This window comes from Bacillus methanolicus (genome assembly GCF_028888695.1).
GTDB classification, from domain to species: Bacteria; Bacillota; Bacilli; order Bacillales; family Cytobacillaceae; genus Bacillus_Z; species Bacillus_Z methanolicus_B.
Genome location: NZ_PNFF01000002.1, coordinates 705001 through 723830, shown reverse-complemented (window position 1 = coordinate 723830; position 18830 = coordinate 705001). Strand labels below are relative to the sequence as shown.

19 protein-coding genes, 5 tRNA genes and 1 pseudogene (1 of these 25 running past the window's edge) are annotated in these 18830 nt (G+C 37.8%); 6 read left to right on the top strand and 19 right to left on the bottom strand.

The window, feature by feature from the left end; all coding sequences use genetic code 11:
- The first annotated feature begins 36 nt into the window (after nucleotides 1-36).
- The 4 genes and pseudogenes from C0966_RS15270 to C0966_RS15255 form a co-directional block, all read left to right on the top strand.
- Nucleotides 37-666: a YhbD family protein gene (locus C0966_RS15270; RefSeq protein WP_274856557.1), complete on the top strand. Its 630-nt coding sequence runs from the start codon at nucleotides 37-39 to the stop codon at nucleotides 664-666.
- Nucleotides 667-669: 3 nt separating this feature from the next.
- The gene (locus C0966_RS15265; protein WP_274856556.1) at nucleotides 670-1380 is read left to right on the top strand and encodes a polymer-forming cytoskeletal protein; all 711 of its coding nucleotides are present in this window, start codon (nucleotides 670-672) and stop codon (nucleotides 1378-1380) included.
- A gap of 13 nt (nucleotides 1381-1393) precedes the next feature.
- Complete coding sequence (locus tag C0966_RS15260; protein WP_274856555.1) at nucleotides 1394-2125, top strand: polymer-forming cytoskeletal protein; 732 nt, start codon at nucleotides 1394-1396, stop codon at nucleotides 2123-2125.
- 47 nt (nucleotides 2126-2172) lie between these two features.
- Nucleotides 2173-2401, top strand: a pseudogene (locus C0966_RS15255) (MFS transporter); the annotation flags it as partial.
- Nucleotides 2402-2551: 150 nt separating this feature from the next.
- Here C0966_RS15255 and C0966_RS15250 read toward each other — a convergent pair.
- The 4 genes from C0966_RS15250 to C0966_RS15235 all read right to left on the bottom strand — a co-directional run bounded on the left by C0966_RS15250 (nucleotide 2552) and on the right by C0966_RS15235 (nucleotide 5992).
- Nucleotides 2552-3313: an MBL fold metallo-hydrolase gene (locus tag C0966_RS15250; protein WP_274856554.1), complete on the bottom strand. Its 762-nt coding sequence runs from the start codon at nucleotides 3311-3313 to the stop codon at nucleotides 2552-2554.
- 761 nt (nucleotides 3314-4074) lie between these two features.
- The gene (locus tag C0966_RS15245) at nucleotides 4075-4494 is read right to left on the bottom strand and encodes a GNAT family N-acetyltransferase (protein WP_274856553.1); all 420 of its coding nucleotides are present in this window, start codon (nucleotides 4492-4494) and stop codon (nucleotides 4075-4077) included.
- 731 nt (nucleotides 4495-5225) lie between these two features.
- Nucleotides 5226-5654 (bottom strand): PIN domain-containing protein, encoded by a 429-nt coding sequence (locus C0966_RS15240; RefSeq protein ID WP_274856552.1) that lies wholly within the window; start codon nucleotides 5652-5654, stop codon nucleotides 5226-5228.
- Nucleotides 5655-5683: 29 nt separating this feature from the next.
- Complete coding sequence (locus C0966_RS15235) at nucleotides 5684-5992, bottom strand: AbrB/MazE/SpoVT family DNA-binding domain-containing protein (RefSeq protein ID WP_274856551.1); 309 nt, start codon at nucleotides 5990-5992, stop codon at nucleotides 5684-5686.
- A 306-nt stretch (nucleotides 5993-6298) separates the two neighbouring features.
- Here C0966_RS15235 and C0966_RS15230 point away from each other — a divergent pair, with 306 nt between their 5' ends.
- The gene (locus C0966_RS15230) at nucleotides 6299-7030 is read left to right on the top strand and encodes a hypothetical protein (protein WP_274856550.1); all 732 of its coding nucleotides are present in this window, start codon (nucleotides 6299-6301) and stop codon (nucleotides 7028-7030) included.
- 503 nt (nucleotides 7031-7533) lie between these two features.
- On the opposite strand, the gene C0966_RS15225 is transcribed toward C0966_RS15230, so the two are convergent.
- The 7 genes from C0966_RS15225 to sigW form a co-directional block, all read right to left on the bottom strand.
- On the bottom strand, nucleotides 7534-7698 hold the full coding sequence (locus C0966_RS15225; RefSeq protein ID WP_274856549.1) for a hypothetical protein: 165 nt from the start codon (nucleotides 7696-7698) through the stop codon (nucleotides 7534-7536).
- Nucleotides 7699-7833: 135 nt separating this feature from the next.
- Complete coding sequence (glmS, locus tag C0966_RS15220) at nucleotides 7834-9636, bottom strand: glutamine--fructose-6-phosphate transaminase (isomerizing) (RefSeq protein WP_274856548.1); 1803 nt, start codon at nucleotides 9634-9636, stop codon at nucleotides 7834-7836.
- Nucleotides 9637-10108: 472 nt separating this feature from the next.
- Nucleotides 10109-11461 (bottom strand): phosphoglucosamine mutase, encoded by a 1353-nt coding sequence (gene glmM, locus C0966_RS15215; protein ID WP_274856547.1) that lies wholly within the window; start codon nucleotides 11459-11461, stop codon nucleotides 10109-10111.
- 36 nt (nucleotides 11462-11497) lie between these two features.
- Nucleotides 11498-12763, bottom strand: a complete 1266-nt coding sequence (locus tag C0966_RS15210; RefSeq protein ID WP_274856546.1) for a CdaR family protein — start codon at nucleotides 12761-12763, stop codon at nucleotides 11498-11500.
- Nucleotides 12753-13583, bottom strand: a complete 831-nt coding sequence (gene cdaA, locus C0966_RS15205; protein ID WP_274856545.1) for a diadenylate cyclase CdaA — start codon at nucleotides 13581-13583, stop codon at nucleotides 12753-12755. The genes C0966_RS15210 and cdaA overlap by 11 nt, the downstream gene beginning before the upstream one ends.
- Before the next feature lie 172 nt (nucleotides 13584-13755).
- Nucleotides 13756-14382, bottom strand: a complete 627-nt coding sequence (locus C0966_RS15200) for an anti-sigma factor family protein (RefSeq protein WP_274856544.1) — start codon at nucleotides 14380-14382, stop codon at nucleotides 13756-13758.
- A gap of 16 nt (nucleotides 14383-14398) precedes the next feature.
- Nucleotides 14399-14962: an RNA polymerase sigma factor SigW gene (sigW, locus tag C0966_RS15195; protein ID WP_274856543.1), complete on the bottom strand. Its 564-nt coding sequence runs from the start codon at nucleotides 14960-14962 to the stop codon at nucleotides 14399-14401.
- Between the two features lie 178 nt (nucleotides 14963-15140).
- On the opposite strand from sigW, the gene C0966_RS15190 reads away from it, so the two are divergent.
- Complete coding sequence (locus tag C0966_RS15190; RefSeq protein ID WP_274856542.1) at nucleotides 15141-15299, top strand: aspartyl-phosphate phosphatase Spo0E family protein; 159 nt, start codon at nucleotides 15141-15143, stop codon at nucleotides 15297-15299.
- A gap of 132 nt (nucleotides 15300-15431) precedes the next feature.
- Here the strand turns inward: C0966_RS15190 and rocF are convergent, their stop codons facing one another.
- From rocF to C0966_RS15150, 8 genes are all read right to left on the bottom strand, one after another.
- The gene (rocF, locus tag C0966_RS15185; RefSeq protein ID WP_274856541.1) at nucleotides 15432-16328 is read right to left on the bottom strand and encodes an arginase; all 897 of its coding nucleotides are present in this window, start codon (nucleotides 16326-16328) and stop codon (nucleotides 15432-15434) included.
- 306 nt (nucleotides 16329-16634) lie between these two features.
- Nucleotides 16635-17741, bottom strand: coding sequence for a DUF1648 domain-containing protein (locus tag C0966_RS15180; RefSeq protein WP_274856540.1), 1107 nt, complete (start codon nucleotides 17739-17741; stop codon nucleotides 16635-16637).
- Nucleotides 17742-17743: 2 nt separating this feature from the next.
- The gene (locus tag C0966_RS15175; protein WP_274856539.1) at nucleotides 17744-18127 is read right to left on the bottom strand and encodes a GntR family transcriptional regulator; all 384 of its coding nucleotides are present in this window, start codon (nucleotides 18125-18127) and stop codon (nucleotides 17744-17746) included.
- 231 nt (nucleotides 18128-18358) lie between these two features.
- A tRNA-Ala gene (locus C0966_RS15170) sits at nucleotides 18359-18434 on the bottom strand.
- A 3-nt stretch (nucleotides 18435-18437) separates the two neighbouring features.
- Nucleotides 18438-18512 (bottom strand) — tRNA-Gly (locus tag C0966_RS15165).
- A gap of 52 nt (nucleotides 18513-18564) precedes the next feature.
- Nucleotides 18565-18637, bottom strand: a tRNA-Lys gene (locus C0966_RS15160).
- Nucleotides 18638-18643: 6 nt separating this feature from the next.
- Nucleotides 18644-18718: transfer RNA gene (locus C0966_RS15155), tRNA-Gln, on the bottom strand.
- Nucleotides 18719-18785: 67 nt separating this feature from the next.
- Nucleotides 18786-18830, bottom strand: a tRNA-Tyr gene (locus tag C0966_RS15150); it runs 40 nt beyond the window's last position.

Below are 18830 nucleotides of genomic sequence, written 5' to 3'. Positions count from 1 at the left end.
TTATGTTACATTCAATATGTGGGGAGGTGCTTACAAATGGAACAAGATCTAATTTCTAAAAAAGAGTTGCTCGAATTAACTGGTATTTCTTACGGACAGCTTTATCGTTGGAAACGAAAAAAATTAATTCCTGAAGATTGGTTTATTCGAAAATCAACTTTTACTGGACAAGAGACTTTTTTTCCTAAAGAAAAAATATTAGCGAGAATAGAAAAAATTAAAAGTATGAAAGATGATTTATCGCTGGATGAATTAGCAAGGATGTTTTCTCCTAACCCCGCAGATATCACTGTCAGCAAAGACGACCTCATAAAACGAAACATTGTTTCATTAACAACATTTCGCTTTTATGAAGAACAAAAAGGAGAACACGAAAAATTTTCATTTGATCAATTGTTACAACTCTATGTGCTTGAAAAGCTCCTTCAAACAGGAGACATCAGTTTAGATGAGGGGAAAAATTTATTAAATGTTTTAGAAAATCATTATCCAAAAATTCAAGGACGAAGTTGTGAATTCATTTTGATACGGAAAATGGGAATCTCGACGTGTATGTTAGCAGCGAACGGAAATGAAATTTATTTGGAAGACGGTGTCAAAGTAGTTGTCCGCCTTCATTTACCAAGCTGTATGGAGGAATTAAAGATAAGAATCTTGGAGGGATAACGGGTGGAAAGGCAAGATTTAGTGATTGCAGGTATTGGAAATGCTTCCGGTGGTAAATACAATCTAGTAAAAATCGCCGGCAACGGATCATTAAACGGTGAAATTGATTGTATCGATTTGATCATTCAAGGAAATGCAAAAATTCATGGCAACGTGAAAGCAAAAGCAGCCCATGTATCAGGTACGGCTCGTATGCAAGGTGCATTGCGTTCAGAGATCATGAAAATCCAAGGCAATGCTAGTATCGACGGTGATGTGGAGTGCAAAGAAATTCGCTTTCAAGGAAGCGGAAAAGTGAAAGGGAACTTATCGGGAGATGAGGTGTACGTTCACGGTGGATCAAAGATCATTGGGGATTGTACTGCAGAAATATTTGAGGTAAAAGGCAGTTTTCATATTGGTGGATTATTAAATGCTGGAAAAATTCAAATTACGATGTTTGGAAGTTGTCAGGCAAAAGAAATTGGCGGCGAATACATTGAAGTGAAAAAACAAAGAATGAATTTAATTAAAAAATTGTTATTCAATATCCATATCGGATTAAACGCTGATAGCATTGAAGGAGACGAGATTTACTTAGAGCATACAAAAGCAAAAGTAGTAAGAGGAAATCAAGTGACACTGGGTCCTGGCTGCGAAATAGAATTGGTGGAATATAAAAATAGTTTTCAATTTGACAAGGGATCAAAAGTCGGCAGCTATAAACAATTGTAAAGGAGTGAGAATGATGGAAAATGATCTGTTGCGTCATTTAACGGTGACTGGAACAAGCATTACTTCTGGGGGAAATTTTAATAAAGTAAAGATTCGTGGAGATGGTACCATTAATGGAGATTTGCATTGTGTTCAATTGAAGGTGTTCGGAAATGCTGATGTAAACGGGATCGTCAAAGCCAAGTCAGTTGATATTTTCGGTCAGGCGAATATGAGGGGAAATTTAGAAGCAGATACTGTCAAGATTTTCGGTGAAGCCGATATACATGGTCATGTCACACTGAAGGATTTAAGCCTTCGTGGAGGAATCCATATTAATGGAAATTTAGTTGGCGGGAATATTCATGGGTATGGAGAAATGAAGATTGAAAACGATTGTGAAGCCGACTCTATTTCCATCAAAGGGGCTTTTACCATCAAAAATACATTAAATGCAGAAAAAATTGAGCTCTTTCTTCACTTTGCAGATAGCCGAATCGCTGAAATAGGTGGAGAAAACATTCATGTAGCAAAGAGCAAGTCGTTTAGTGCCCTCAACTTTTTAAAACGATTCTCTCCCGATTCAGCTATGCTTTTAGCAGAATGTATTGAAGGGGACGTGATTTATTTAGAGTATACGAAAGCGAAAGTTGTCAGAGGAAACGAAGTGATAATTGGTCCGGGTTGTGAGATTGATCTCGTAGAATATCAAACAAGCTTTCAACAAGATGAAAAAGCAAAAGTTACCGAAAGCAAAAAAGTATAAAAGGGAGGTTATTGCCGGTGAAAAGTAAAGAAACGAGATTAGTATGGGGAGCTTCTTTTTCAGTGTTAGGTATGGCGTCAATTCACCATTTTTAGAGACAGAGTGCGGGGCAGCCATCTCTACCAGTTCCTTTATGCGCTCGCTCGGAATGACAATTGGTATCACGGTTTTGGAATCATACAAAGAAATCTTTTTACAAATAAATTAACCGACTTGCTCGGCGGGATGCCCCATGCTCCACAACACATGAACTTTAAAGATCCTAGAGCGATTCTATTTCGTAATATAAAGTTGAGCTTAAATGTTCTTTGACTAAGGATAAAGAAAGCGATTCCTTATGAAAGAATCGCACCTGTTAGCTTAATAATATCCTCTGGTTAGTTGCAACCAATTTTTACTATAAAAAGTTATAAAACAAACTTATTTTCAATCTGTCTCAATTACATTAGTTATTTTCCTTATTATATCTTGAATTTGGCCTTTCGCATTCATATTACATAAACCTCCGTGATAGCAAACCACAAATTCAACATCGTATTCTAAAAATTTTTCTAGTGAACGAAGGGCAGTATCCATATCAAGCGTTGTTTGCTCAACAGGTCCTCGTAAGTTTCCTTCTACACAAATCATTGCGTCAGCAGCAACAAGGGTTTTACTATTCTTTAAATAAAGACTAATGTGGCCAGGTGTATGCCCAGGTGTAAAGAGAACTTTAATTCCCCCACAATATGGTATTTCTTGACCATCCGACAAAGTATCATCTATCTTAGCTTTTGGAGGATTCTCGCAAAGGGCTAAAGTTTTTCTATATTGGTCTTCAGGAAGGGACTCCAAAATTTTAGCCATACTCCTAGGATTTGTTTTAATTAGAGGTATTTCCCCCTCAATGTAGGGTTTATCAAGCTCGTGAGCAAATACTTGAATGCGTCCTTTGGTAGCCTGTATGATTTCAGGCACGCTACCAATATGGTCAATATCCTGATGTGTCAATATTACTGCTTTTAATTTATCTAATGACATCCCTAACCCACTCATAGCTGAGATTATTTTCTCATATTGTCCCGGCATACCAGTGTCTATCAAAATAGCTTCTTTATCGTCCCAGATAAGTGTAGGATGTAAGACTGCTCTACCTCCAAAACCCTCAGCTTCCAATTCAAGTATTTCAACTCCTTTAGTTACTCGCATTATTTTGATCCTCCTAATTTACTGTAAGTTTTTTAAATATTGCTTAGTATAATTTAACACCTAAACGGATTATTATCAACGATAAATATTTTATTATAACACAAATAAAATTTTTTTCAATAGTTATTTCTCTCGTCTTATCAATACGTTTACTGGATAAGTAAGAAAAACCCTTTTACTTACTTAAACATTTGTAAAAATGGGCTCTAAAACGGAATGAGATTTTTGAAGTTTTTATTTAAATATAGCTACTGAGATGGCAGGTATGCCAATTTTTAGGAAGCTCTTTGATATGTATGGACGAAAACGTACTATCCTCTGCAATAAGTTTTCTTCGTGCTTCGAAAAACTCCTTGCTGTACTTGATTTTTATTGGGCGAGTCGTCAAGTTGATATATCCTTGCTTGGTAAGAAAAACCGGACATGACAGCCCCGAACTCCAAATTATTGCACCCCTTAGATGATCAAAATATACATTGTATTAACTAATCCATGTCTCTTTGGACTCTTTGACTTGCCATTTCCCTCCTTTGAAATGAATAGTAATCTCTATTCCAATAGCACCTTTGGCAGAACGATACTTGGAACCTTCACATTTTCAATTCTTAATAATACACCTTCTTCTAGAGCCATTTTTTTAAGTAGACGTAGTTTAAGACACGCAGCTTCACATTTGATTTGTTCTTTAACTAACCTGCTAAGTTTGTGGAATAAGAAAAGCGATCCTTAATATTTAAGAATCGCACCTGTTAGCTCATTTCTTATTCTAAATACTCATCACTTAGCACAGGATTCAAATACCTTGCCATTCCTGTTTTTACTCTTTTAAATCCAAGTTTCCGATAAAATTCTTCATTTCCACTTGTTGAGATTAAATGCACACAAAAAACATTTTTCAGTTTATCAAGTAAAAACTGCATAATTTTTTTAGCTATTCCTTGTTTTTGAAAATCTCGATGGACCACAACATCATAGATCGCAGCATTAAAAACACCATCTGAAATTGCTCTTCCAAATCCAATAATTCGACCATTAACTTTAGCCAATGCTATGACATTACTTGCTTCAAAAACTTGTTTAATAATCTCGTTTGTATGATTTTTACAACCGACAGAACAATAAACTTCCAAAATTTCATTAATATTTGCTTCTGAAAAATCACTATGTATTTTTATGTCCATATGAACTCTCCCTACAAATTTTTTGCTGCATTTCTATTTTTTATCTTCTATCTGAGAAAGATATAATCCTGTTCTTATCCAACACATCTGATTTGCACAATAAGAAAAAAGCAATACTCTTTCTTAAAGCAATGCAACCATAAACTTAAAAAGACCTAAGTTGTTAGTATCACTGACTGCTCTTGAAATAATCGGTGTCACCCTCTCAGTAATAGGTGGGGCAGTAAGTGATTTTCAAATGTGGCACAAATCAAAATTAAAAAGTGTCAGTATTCTAATTATAATTTTATCTGTTGCGGTCATATCATTTATTTGAAACAGCTCGAACAAATCAAAATAAACTGAATATGACAATCCTTAAACGTTCGATATCTGTAACATTATCGAACGTTCTTTTCCTTTATATTAATACTAAAAGATGCCTTTCATACATAATAATAAGTTCAGAAAATTAAAATAACCCCTTAAGGTAATCATACCTCAAGAGGTTATTTATTATCAAACTTTAATAAAAATGATCAATCTTATTTTTGAATGATCAAACTTTATTCCAAAGCCACAACCAATTTTGTATTGTGACAAAAAGTCGTATACTGTGAAACCAATCAAACATGCTAAACACCGTTCCTTTTCCGGAATGGTGTAAAGATAATGTTGTGTAATTATTTTACAATTTTTTGAATTACCTAATAAAAATGCTGCAAAAATGTTACCTTTGTCTCTTATTAATACTATTTGGTATTTAATACTTGTTCAGGAGTATAAAATTCTACACCTAAACGTTTGAAGTCCTTCTCGTTCCAAGTGATGATGGAATTTACTTCACTGAACTGTGCTGTGGCGCTCAAATATGCATCCACAAAATCTACATTATGAGTGCTGTAATTAAATAAGGCTTTTTGTACAATCTCTTTTTCTGTTGTCTTAATTCCGTTCGCTGAAATAATTAAGCTTAATTTTTCAGCAATTTCAGCCTTAGAATAGCCGTACCTTTTGGATTGAAGTACCCAACAACATTCAGTAATTACTAAAGGGGTTAAAACCAGCTGAATTTCCCCTTTTGTAGCTTTCTCGAATAAGCGATAAGCTACTGGTGATTGTTTTGGGTCATCGTTAGTTAAAAATCGGACTATAGCGTTTGCGTCAAGTAAGTGCTGCATAAAACTAATTCTATCCTTTCCTAATAACATTAATTATTAGGAGTGAATCGTTCTTCTCGTGCCTGTTCTCTAATATCAGACCACTCCATAGGTTCGGAATTTCCTTTAGGTGGCATACTACCAAATAGAGAAAGTAGTGAATTTTTTTTATTTACTTTCACTACCACTTCATTGTTTGCATTGATAGCAAAAATCACTTGATCCCCTGGTTCCGCATTAATTATCTCCCTAACTTTAGATGGAACAGTAACTTGGTATTTTGAGGAAAGTGTAGAAGTGTAAGCACTGGAATAGATATTCACTCCTTTTGGCGGTTGATTCCCCTTCCTTTTATTCATTTTCCTACCTCCCTCTTTAGTTGTATTATACCTTTACTTAATAAAAAGGTAAAGAATTATTTATTATCTTTACCATAATCCTTTTGCTTTAATCATGATATTTACTTTTTCGTGGAGAAACGAAAAACTGGGTTGCACTCAAAGGTGTCACGTTAAAGGTATAAGAAAATAAAGGTATAATCCAATACGGTAAGATACGAATACATATGCTATTATATTTTTCATAAATACGAATTGACACGAGAAAATATGTTATGATAAGATAAGTTCACAAACAAAAATACCAATGAATAAGGAGGTATACGAATGAACATCTTCAATATTAATCTCTTTCAATTTAAAACAAAACCTGAGGGTAAGGAAAGAGCTTCCGAGTTTCTAAACGAGGGATATATTGCTATTGGTTGGAGCAAAGTTCCTGATATGACTTCAATGTCTAAAGAAGATATTCGAGAAGCATTAGCTTCTGCATATGGTTACTCTGGTCGTTCATTATCAACAAACTTAGGTACTGTAAATACGTTTAGAAATGTTATGCGTAAAGGTGACGTTGTATTAATAACTCAAGATGGATTTGTTCATATCGGTATTATTGGTGATTATGAATACCATCCAGATAAAATAAAAGATGGAACTTGTCATCGTCGTTCTTGTGTTTGGAAAAAAATGGTTAAAAAAGACGAGTTAAGAGAAGAGGTAAAATCTCTACTTAGAAATATGACTACGGTTACCAAATACCCTCACCCATTTATAACATCTGGTATTGGAGAAATATTAGGCTTGGTAACTACACAAAAAATTCCACAGTCTGAACATATACATCCACTGGATATTTGGGAAGGAGAAGATAAACAGCCAACACCTAATGAAAAGGAACATGAGAAGTTATTAAGCCGCCTTGAATCATTAGGAACTACCGCTTTAGAAATATTAGAAGAAGAAATGCAATCAGAAGACCCTGATAGGCGTAGAAAGGCGGCCGTTGAAATACTTAGCATATTAAAACATAGTCCAAAACAACCTTTAGATGGGGAATAATAATTTAAGAAAACTTAACTAAGATGTGACCACGAAAATTAGATTTTTAAGCAGAGGGGGTCAGTTCCGCTTGAAAAGGATTTATATGATTTGAACAGAGTATACGAACAAACTTTATATATCCAGGTTAGAAGTGGAATGACTTTATATAATCACGTCTCACTCGGTTTAAAGTACCTATCAAATGACAAACTTTGGGTAGTTACATTCGTGAATCCTGACCCTTTTGCGGGAATAAGAAATCTATCGTAATGGGAGAAACCTTTAACAAAAATAATGAAGCGGATATGGAGTAATTTTGAATACCTTTTCACTTCATGCCCTTCATTTTCCACCTTTTGTTTTCATATTGGAATAGAAAAAAGTTTGTCCCGCTTTTTTCCCCACTTTTGCTCAAACTTGTACCGAATAGTAACTAAAATGTTATTTTTTAATCTAAAAACTCCTCAAAGCCTTTGGTACATAAGGGATTCACACTTTTGCAACTGGCGGAAAACATAAACCTATATATACAATTGAATAGGATGATCAATTCCGTCAACAACGCCATCAGCCTGACCAGACAAGTTTGCTGAGGTCATTGCAACCGGCATTTTTGTATGACGCATTAGCCCTTGCCAAGTCGGATTGCTTAGACACCCCATAGCTACCGTTTCTATTTGAGACATTAGCCCACCCCGCTGTATTCTCGACGCTCTAAAATAAAAAACACACGTTTGGAGTTACTTCCATTTTACTCCATAACGTGTGTTTTTTTAACATCTTTTTTATTACTTACACATCATTTTTTATTATTTAATACTTTATTCAACCGTCACGCTCTTCGCCAAATTTCTTGGCTTATCAACGTCACAGCCGCGGTGTAATGCTGCATAATAAGCAATAAATTGCAGCGGAATAACAGAGATAAGAGGTGTTAATAGTTCATGTACTTCCGGAACCACGAAGCGGTCTTCTTCTGTTTCAAGACCTTTCATGGAGATGATGCATGGGTTTGCACCACGGGCTACGACCTCTTTTACGTTGCCGCGGATGCTTAAGTTTACCTTACTTTGAGTTGCAAGGGCAATAACAGGAGTGCCGTTTTCAATCAAAGCGATTGTTCCGTGCTTTAACTCACCGCCCGCAAAACCTTCCGCTTGGATGTAGGAAATTTCTTTCAGCTTTAATGCACCTTCAAGCCCTACATAGAAGTCGATTCCGCGTCCGATGAAGAAGCAGTTTCTTGTTGTTGCTAAATATTCACGGGCAATTTCTTCAAACTCATCTTTTTCATCACAAAGGATTTCCATTGCGTTTGCCACAATGCCAAGCTCATGGACAAGATCAAAATCAAGCTTAATTCCACGGCTCTTTGCAGTTACTTCCGCTAAAATCGCGAGTACTGCTATTTGGGCAGTATACGCTTTTGTTGAAGCAACGGCAATTTCCGGTCCGGCATGGAGCAGCAATGTGTAATCTGCTTCACGTGAAAGCGTAGAACCCGGAACATTTGTGATGGTAAGAGCTTTGTAGCCCATATTTTTAATTTCAACAAGTACGGCACGGCTGTCAGCAGTTTCACCGCTTTGAGAAATAAAGATAAACAGCGGTTTTTCAGAAAGCATTGGCATATTGTAGCCAAATTCGCTCGCAATATGAACTTCAACCGGAATTTTTGCCAATTTTTCAATGTACTGCTTTCCGATGAGGCCTGCATGATAAGAAGTACCTGCCGCAATAATATAGATGCGGTCGGCATCATTCATTGCATCAATGATATTCCGGTCAATTGTTAAGCTTCCTTGTTTGTCTTGGTAATTTTGAATGATTTTACGAATCACAAGCGGCTGCTCATCAATCTCTTTTAACATGTAGTAAGGGTATGTTCCCTTTTCGATGTCACTTGCATCAAGCTCAGCAATAAACGGATCACGTGTTACTACTTCTCCATTTAATTTTTGGATTGTTACTTCATTCTTTGTTACGATGACCATTTCTTTGTCCATTAATTCCACAAACCGGTTCGTAACTTGAAGCATTGCCATCGCATCGCTTGCTACTACGTTAAATCCGTCACCAAGACCTACAAGAAGCGGGCTTTTATTTTTTGCAACAAAAATCGTTTCATTGTTTTGTTGATCTAAAAGGGCAAGTGCATAGGAACCTTTTAAGAGAGTGAGCGTTTTGCGGAACGCTTCTTCTGTGTTTAATCCATCGTTCACGAACAGTTCAACAAGTTGAACGATGATTTCCGTATCAGTATCACTCTTTAAAGGAACGTCCATCAAGTACTCGCGCTTTAAGATATCATAGTTTTCGATTACCCCGTTATGGACAATCGTAAAGCGCCCGGATGCGCTTTGATGGGGATGTGCATTACTTTTGCTTGGAGCACCATGAGTTGCCCAGCGTGTATGGCCGATTCCTATATTTGCGGAAACCGTTTCATCCACAATGCTGCGCAAATCAGCAATGCGGCCTTTTTCTTTGAACACATGAACGCCGTTTTCATTCATAACGGCAATTCCTGCTGAATCATAACCTCTATACTCTAGCTTCTCCAAGCCCTTTAATAAAATTTCTTTCGAATCGTTATTTCCGATATATCCAACAATTCCACACATAAACTTCTGTTCCTCCCTTTACTCAAGGGGGCAAGAAGCCTTGGGGGCAAACTTGCCCCCTTATCTCTGTTTTTTCAAAGGCAGGAAGTCGGATAACATGTTCCAAACTTCTAACCTGCTTAATAATAGCATTCCCCTCTCTTTGTCCATTAAGTTGCCTCAATGTTTTAAAGAAGGGATTTTTCGGTTGTGCTTACAACCGGGAGGTATCCGCCGAATGTTCGATAAACCTCCTCCTCGTCAACTAATCCAGGCGTCTTCCGGATTAGTTCAGGCGCTTATAAAATTTTCTAACTGCCCACCTTTCTATTCTTGAATAAACATGATTATCATACAACATTGATAAACAATCCGTCAATCAAAACGGCTGTTAATAGGCAATTATACCCGCTATATTTCCGGATACTCTTTTTTCCTATAATAAATAATATGCATAAGGGATTTGAAGCGTTCCCCTATGCATATTCTAACATTACTCTCCTGTTAACCCCATTTCCTCTTTCACTACTTCAGCAATACGGTTTACATATTCATGGCACAAATCTTCTGTTGGCGCTTCTGCCATAATCCGAACCACAGGCTCCGTTCCGGACGGACGGACAAGAATACGTCCGTTGCCGTTCATTTCATTTTCTATTTGCTTAATCACTTTTTTGACTTTCTCATTATCAGTTACGTGATGTTTATCCGTAACCCTTACATTAACAAGCATTTGCGGGAATTTTTTCATTTCCGCTGCCAGTTCCGATAAAGGTTTCTGTGTCATTTTCATAATATTGACAAGCTGCAATCCTGTTAGCAGGCCATCTCCTGTTGTGTTGTAATCAAGGAAAATGATATGTCCGGATTGTTCTCCCCCTAAGTTATATCCGTTTTTCTTCATTTCCTCTACTACGTAACGGTCGCCAACAGCGGTTTTGACACTTTCAATTCCGAGAGTTTCAAGCGCCTTATAAAAGCCGAGATTGCTCATGACAGTAGATACGATAGTTGAATGCTTTAATCGGCCTTGTTCTTTCATGTATTTGCCGCATATGTACATGATTTGGTCGCCGTCAACAATATTTCCATTCTCATCAATTGCAATCAAGCGGTCTCCGTCCCCATCAAACGCAAGACCGACATCGGCACCTTTTTCTAATACAAATGAAGCAAGAGCTTTCGGATGGGTTGAGCCTACTCCGTCATTAATATTAAGACCATTTGGCGATGCGCCCATCGTAGAAAGGTCTGCATCGAGATCAGCAAACAAATGCGTCGCCAATGAAGAGGTAGCCCCATGTGCACAATCCAGGGCAATATGAATTCCTGAAAAATCCTCGTCTACTGTTTGTTTCAAATATTGCAGATATTTTTGTCCGCCTTCAAAGTAATCATTGACTTGCCCGAGTTCTGCTCCTATCGGTCTAGGCAAATTGTCTTCTTCAAGATCCAGCAACTTTTCAATCTCATGCTCTTGTTCATCAGAGAGCTTAAATCCATCCGGTCCAAAAAACTTTATTCCATTATCGGCTACCGGGTTGTGGGAAGCGGATATCATGACTCCAGCTTGTGCGCCAAGTGCTTTTGTCAAATACGCTACTCCAGGAGTAGAAATGACACCGAGCCGCATAACCTCTGCCCCGATTGATAATAATCCGGCTACAAGAGCACCTTCCAGCATATGTCCGGAAATGCGGGTATCCCGGCCAATAAGCACCTTGGGACGTTCTTTATCTTTTGTTAGTACATATCCTCCAAAGCGCCCTAATTTAAAAGCAAGTTCCGGTGTCAATTCACTGTTGGCAACTCCGCGTACTCCATCGGTCCCGAAATATTTTCCCATTTCAAGAATCTCTCCTTCATCGAATAATTGCTTTTATTAAGCTTCTTCTTTTTCCGTAATTGAAATTTTTGCTGTTTCTTTTGCAAGCTTCCATTTCACGTTATTTGGGCCTTTAACTTGTATATCGAGCTCATGATTTCCTTTCGAAAGGTTGGCTGCATTAATAAAAAGACTAAAATCATCTTCACTTAACGTTTTGATTATGTCGCTTGATCCTATTATGGTCAAATTGGCAGTAGCAGAAGCAGGATCAAGAAATGCTACCTCATAATTCTCGTTGAGGCCTTCCGCTTTAATAGGTAGATTTGACAGTGTTTTTTCCTCTTCTTTATTCTCGTCTTTATTCTCATCTGCTTTTTTAACATCTACATTAATCCTGACTTTTACCGTTTCCGGATCAACTTTTGATATCCCTTCTGAAATGATGACTGGCACTGTCAATTCCGTGTCTTTTTGTATATTGCTTACATCTACCTCTACTCTAACACTTTCTGTTTGACCCAAATTTTCCGGTTTTGCAAAAATTGTTGCTTCCTTTACATCAATGGATACAGAATTTATAGAAACTCCTTCAGGAGGGGTTCCTTTTTGGACGATTTTGATCGGTACGGTTTTACTAGAGCTTTTTACTGGCACTGTCACTGTAACAGTTTCAGGATCAACGATAACATCAAGCTTGTTTAGTTCCCTGTCAAGCACCTGAACAGATGCTTCTCTTGTCACCGTACTATTTATAGAGCCTCCAATATCCAGAGTTGCTAGGACAAAGCTAATCCTTTCAATTACATCCTTTGCACCCGTAATTTTTACCTTTTTCGGCTCAACGACTGGCTCCTCGGAAACATAACCATCATCTAATAATTTTTTATTGAATTCAGCATCTACTTTAAATTCCTTTGTGACTCGTTCCTGAACGGTCACATTGGCATAACTTGGCTCGACTGTAACTTTCAGTTTGTCGGAAATATCCCGTATCTGAATGGGAACTCGCTGAGTGCCTATTTCCGCATCTGACAAGTCTACGTACACTTCAAAATTTCTAAGGGATTTTGTCATTTGTACGATGTTTTTGGGGCCTTGAATCGTAACTTTCACTATATCAGGCACCCCGGACACTACGAGATTTTCTGTATCATAATAGCTTTTTACAGGCACATCCGTGATTGTCTCAACATTGTTTTGAGAAGGAACATTTTCATCTGTCGCTTTTTCCATATCCGGAACAGATGAAAACAGCAACACAGCCAAAACAAGGGAAATAATTTTTAAAAACCAGTGGTTATCCATCAGTCTATCGATCACTTTTACTCACCCTCCAGTTCCATCGGGCTGAAGAAGCTTGTTTTGTTCTCGTTTGTGACAACAATTCACTTCTCAACAGTTCTTTGAACTTTTCAGGAGACAAATCACGATGCAGCTCCCCGTTTTTCGTTAAAGACACGCTTCCTGTTTCCTCTGAGACAACGACTGTTACACTGTCAGTCACTTCGCTGATTCCAAGTGCGGCGCGATGACGGGTACCTAATTCTTTTGAGATGAATGGGCTCTCCGATAACGGCAAATAGCATGCTGCTGCGGCAACACTATGTTTTTGTATGATGACGGCTCCGTCATGCAAAGGCGTATTTGGAATAAAAATATTAATCAGCAATTCAGAGGAGATTTTTGAATTTAACTGGATTCCTGTCTCAATGTAGTCACTCATCCCGGTTTCTCGTTCAATTGAAATCAACGCCCCTATACGCCGCTTTGCCATATAATCGGTTGCTTTAATAATCGCCTCCACCATTTTTTCCTGCTCTTCTTCTTCAGGGGTTCCGCTTCTTGCAAACAACTTCCCTCTTCCAAGCTGTTCAAGGGCTCTTCGAAGTTCCGGCTGGAAAATGATTATGATGGCCAAAAATCCCCATGTTAAAGCTTGCTCCATTATCCAGCTTAATGTTTTTAAATATAAAAGATCGCTGATAATTTTTACGAGGAGAATGACAAAAATTCCTTTTAGCAATTGAACGGCTTTCGTTCCCCGTATAACCATAATCAATTTATAAATAACGTACCATACAAGGAGAATATCCACAGTATTTGCCAATAATTCTAGTATTGGTATATCAAAAAACGGCATTGTACTTCCCCCATAAATTTATTAAAAAGCTTAGGCCGCTTAAGTATCGTATGTAACTCTCATATTATACCATAAATCAAAAAGCTTTTAAGAATAATACGGCTATATGATTTCTTAATAATTACTGCTGAAAATAGTTTTAAAAAAATCAGCCACCCTTATTCGAGTGGCTTTAATTTTTGTCATTTTCTTCATCAAATATATTGATAACATCTTTGCCTGTTTTCTTTATTTGGAACCATAACCATTCGTATATTTCATTAACTACTGTAATCTCTCCTGTAACATGGCCGGCAGAAGCAAGATACTTCTCTCCATTTATTACTGTCACATTCCCCTGTATTTCACCTTCAATTTTTAAAGTTCCATTCTTTACAACGACATCTCCCTTAACTACTTCGCCTTTTGGAACAATCACTGTAGTATTTTCAACTTTCAGATTAGGCTGCTTCGAAACGGAAAATTGATGATCATTCCATGCTGAGAAAAGGCTTCCCACCATTAAAACGAAGAATAAAGAGGCAGCTGTTAATAAAGGGTGATGACGGAACCAGCGCTGCACTCCAATTTTTTTCTTTTCCTTTGGCAATCTTGCCATCACATTTGCCGTAAGATTGGGAGGTGCCTTTATATTGGAGGTGCTCTGCACTAGAGCAATCGCTTTTTTTAATTCATGAAAGTGCGTTTGACAATCCCTGCATGTTTGCAGATGTTCTCTTAAAATTTTTTCATGCTCGGCTGAGATCACTTCATCTAAGTATTCATGCATATATTCAATAATCTCTGCTGGACAACTCAAAGCTCTCACCCTCTCATTAAACATAACGTAGCTGTTGTCTCAACGCTTCTCTCCCTCTGTGAATTCTCGTTTTAACCGTTCCCAGCGGAAGATCTAATATTTCGCTGATTTCATTTAGTGAAAGTTCCTCGATATATCTTAATACGATAACCGTTCTGTATTTTTCGGGTAGTTTTGAAATTTCTTTTTGAATCGTTTCCTGCAGCTCCAAACTCTGTAGCTCCTCTTCAGGAAGAGCTGTATCAGCCGCAATTTGAGAATACATTGTAAGCCCGTCCGTGCCCGAAACCTCTGCATCCAAATAGTAGTCCGGTTTTTTCTTTCTTATACGATCGATACACAGGTTTGTTGCTATTCGATAAAGCCACGTGGAAAATTTTAAATTTATGTTGAAACTGTTAATATTTACATATGCGCGAATAAAAGCTTCTTGAGCAATGTCTTCTGCTTCATGCCTGTTTCCAAGCATCCTGTAACAAAGTTGAAAAACCTTGTCCTTATAAAGTTCAACGATTTCTCCAAAAGCATTTTGGTCGCCTTTTATTACTTCTTTTATCCTTTTCTTTACGATCTCTTCCATTGGTTACCTCCGCTCTAATGCGGCTATACGATATACGAATCGATAGCGGAAAGGGTTTCACTTTTTATATAAAATTTTTCAACCAATTTTATATTAACAAAAATTTACTGAAGTATGTTTAAAATATTTTCCACAGGGTATAAAAAGACTAATTAACGAAGGAAGTGAGGAGTGTTTTATGTATGTCAAAAGATTACTAGAAGACATTGAAACACATCGAAGAAAAATGATACAGTTAGCTTCTCATTCTACTTTGACCAATCAGCAAGTAATCGAAGTAAGTGCAGAATTGGACAAGCTCCTTAACCGATATTACCTCTTAACCGCAAAAAAGTGAGGCTGACCAAAAACTGAGAGCCGGGCACCCTAAGTTACTAAATATTGAAAACATGATCAATGTTTCTCCAATATTTAGTAACTGCAACAGGGGAGCCAAGGACAGGTACTTATAGGTCAGCCTTTTAATTATTTATAAAAGTTTTTCACCAAATAAAGAGCCCATTAATGCAACTGCAACGGTTGCAGTTTTGTTTTTTTCATCAAGGATTGGATTGACTTCAACAAATTCTGCTGAAGTAATGAGCTGTGCTTCCGCAAGCATTTCCATCGCAAGGTGGCTCTCCCGGTAGGTGATTCCGCCGTTAACAGGTGTTCCGACTCCGGGCGCATCACTTGGATCCAATCCATCCAAGTCAAGCGAAAGATGCACTCCATCCGTTTTTTCTTTCAAGTAATCGATAGTTTCTTCCATTACTTTTGACATGCCAAGCCTGTCAATTTCATGCATGGTAAAAACTTTTATACCTTTTTCTTTTATAAGAGCCCTCTCACCTTCATCCAAAGATCTGGCACCAATGATCACAATGTTTTCCGGCTTTACTTTAGGGCTGTAGCCGCCTATTTCCGTCAGCATAGGATGCCCCAGCCCTATACTGACCGCAAGAGGCATTCCATGTATATTCCCCGAAGGTGAAGTTTCTGCTGTGTTTAAATCCCCGTGTGCATCATACCAGATTACGCCCAGGTTTTTATAATGTTTTGCAACCCCGGCTAATGTACCAATTGCAATGCTGTGGTCGCCGCCAAGCACGAGCGGAAATGACCCTGATCTAACAACTTCATCAACTTGTGCTGCCAGCTTTTCATTTTTTTCAGCTACTAACTCCAAGTTGCGCAAGTTCGTATCTGATCGATGTACAACTTCCGGCCTCCCGATTGGGATATCTCCAAGATCTTCTATCTCATACTTTAAGTTTCTTAGCCTTTCATTTATTCCAGCATAACGCATTGCACTTGGACCCATGTCAACACCGCGTCTCATTTGTCCTAAATCCATCGGCATGCCGATAATGGATATTTTTTTCATAAACAGATACCTCCTCATCCCTATTATTTACCTATTTTAACCGCTTTCATAAAAATGACTCAACTCGACAAAAATGTGAATATATATACACAATTTTAAAAATAAACGAAAGAGTCTGATTTCAATTGTTTTCAATTTGGTTTTACGGCTGAGGAGGAGTATCTCAAAAAAACACAAGCTCATTATGAACCTGAGATTGAAAAATTACGATTTTTTTCCTATTTGACACGCTTCTTTGCAAAAGTAAGACCTTTTTCATTTAATAGATAAAAATTTTTATGTGAAAATAAAGCACCGTTTGGTACGTCATAAAAGAAAAGTGATGAGCAAAATGAGCAATAACGGACCAAACAGAATAAGATAACCGATTGGGTGAGCAAAATTGATTGTCCAGCCAATTCCGAATCTTTTTTCTACGAAAATGGATGGATCGTCTTTATTTACATAAAAAATTCCTGCTTTCCAATATTTATCGTCGTCAACATCCGTTATCCCGGAAACCGGTTCGTCTTCATGTACAACATCGATACGTGAACCGCTCTGGCCAACTTTAAACGCATAAACTGCGGCAGCAATGAGACTTACCAATAAGAAACCAATCGGCATGGCAAGCATTAATGCTTCATTACCAATACCTTCATGTATTGTCGTTAGTTGAAGAAAACCAAAAAGTACAGTTAAGAGGACGCTTGACAGGAACAAGAACCAACTCGTGTATTTCCTAAATGACAACTGTTGTACACGTGATGCATTGCTTCTTGTCGCACTTATATTAATACCGGATTGTTTAGTGATTGCATTAATTCCGAGCATCATTGCCTGCATAATAAGAAGGACGAAGAGAAGAGAAATGGATGAAAATGGTGTTTTTGTAGTAAATGCGTCCGGTTGTCCGTCGGCTCCCCAATGCGTTGGGATCTTGTCAGGGATGTTATCGTACTGTATTGCTGTATAAGCAATAAGACCGATTGTAATGACCATCGGTATAGCGAATACATACTCAGGGAGCATTTCATCTTTCGTCCGAATTGCGATATCTGCAATTTTTACTTGTTTCAAATTTGCCCCCCATTTATTATCCCGTTTCAGTCGAGTCATTTTTGCATGGAACAAAAAGTAAAGGCCCATGCTTACAAAAATGACACAAAACTGAATTGCTAACCCGGTTAAGACGAGCTTTTCTTCAGTAGGATTTACATATTTCGTCCATACGAAATAAGCAGCCAGCAAAATTAAACCGACAAGAAGAGTAGTAGTTGAGTAAATTTTTTTATAAGAAGCAATTGTCCGATCATCCGTATGTCCTTCAGGAATTGTAACGCCAAACGCAATTGTTCGTTTTAATAAAAAGGGAATAGCAGATTGCAGAATAACGATAAAGCCAATTGTGATAAGAAAAATTGGTAAGATCATTTTTACTCCCCCCGGATATCTGAAATGATAGATAAAATCTGTTCGCGAATTTCATCAGCATTCATCCCTAGAGCAAGTGCTTCAGCAATAATGGGCCTAAATTCATTTCCAATTCGTTCAACATGAACTTCTCGCTGTTCGCCTCCAACAGGAGAATTGATAATTGCCCCAGATTTCGGAACAATTTTAATAAAACCTTTCTTCTCAAGCTCATGGTAACTTTTATTGACGGTGTGCATATTCACTCCGAGATCGGCTGCGAGCGAACGAACAGACGGTAACGAATTGCCGCTTTTCAATATTCCACTGGCAATACCTTCGATAATTTGATTCGACAATTGTGTATAAATAGGAATATCGGAATGCGGTTCAATTTTAATGAACAAATAAATTCCTCCTAACTGTTCTATTATTATTATAACAAAAGTGTTCTACAAGTATAGAACGAATATAATAAAAAGTTTTGATCAATGTTGTTCTGTTTCGTTCAGTTTCAATATTGTCTTTAACGTAATACAAAAAACTCAAACTCATTGATCTTTTACAAATATCAACTTTGACATAAAAAAAGCCCCAAACCAAATAGGTCTGAAGCTTTGATAACATATGTAAAGTGATGGTGGAGCCTAGCGGGATCGAACCGCTGACCTCCTGCGTGCAAAGCAGGCGCTCTCCCAGCTGAGCTAAGGCCCCGAATGGAGCGGAAGACGGGACTCGAACCCGCGACCCCCACCTTGGCAAGGTGGTGTTCTACCACTGAACTACTTCCGCAATTTAATTATTCATAATCGAATGAAGACCCTACAATTTTGCAGGGTTTTGATGAGCCATGGAGGACTCGAACCTCCGACCCTCTGATTAAAAGTCAGATGCTCTACCGACTGAGCTAATGGCTCTATTAATGGCTGGGCTAGCTGGATTCGAACCAGCGCATCACGGAGTCAAAGTCCGTTGCCTTACCGCTTGGCTATAGCCCATTTGTGTGATTCAACTCATACTAAAGAGGACAGTTTTAACTTGTCCATATTTTTGGATTATATGTAATGGTGGAGGGGGACGGATTCGAACCGCCGAACCCTGAGGGAGCGG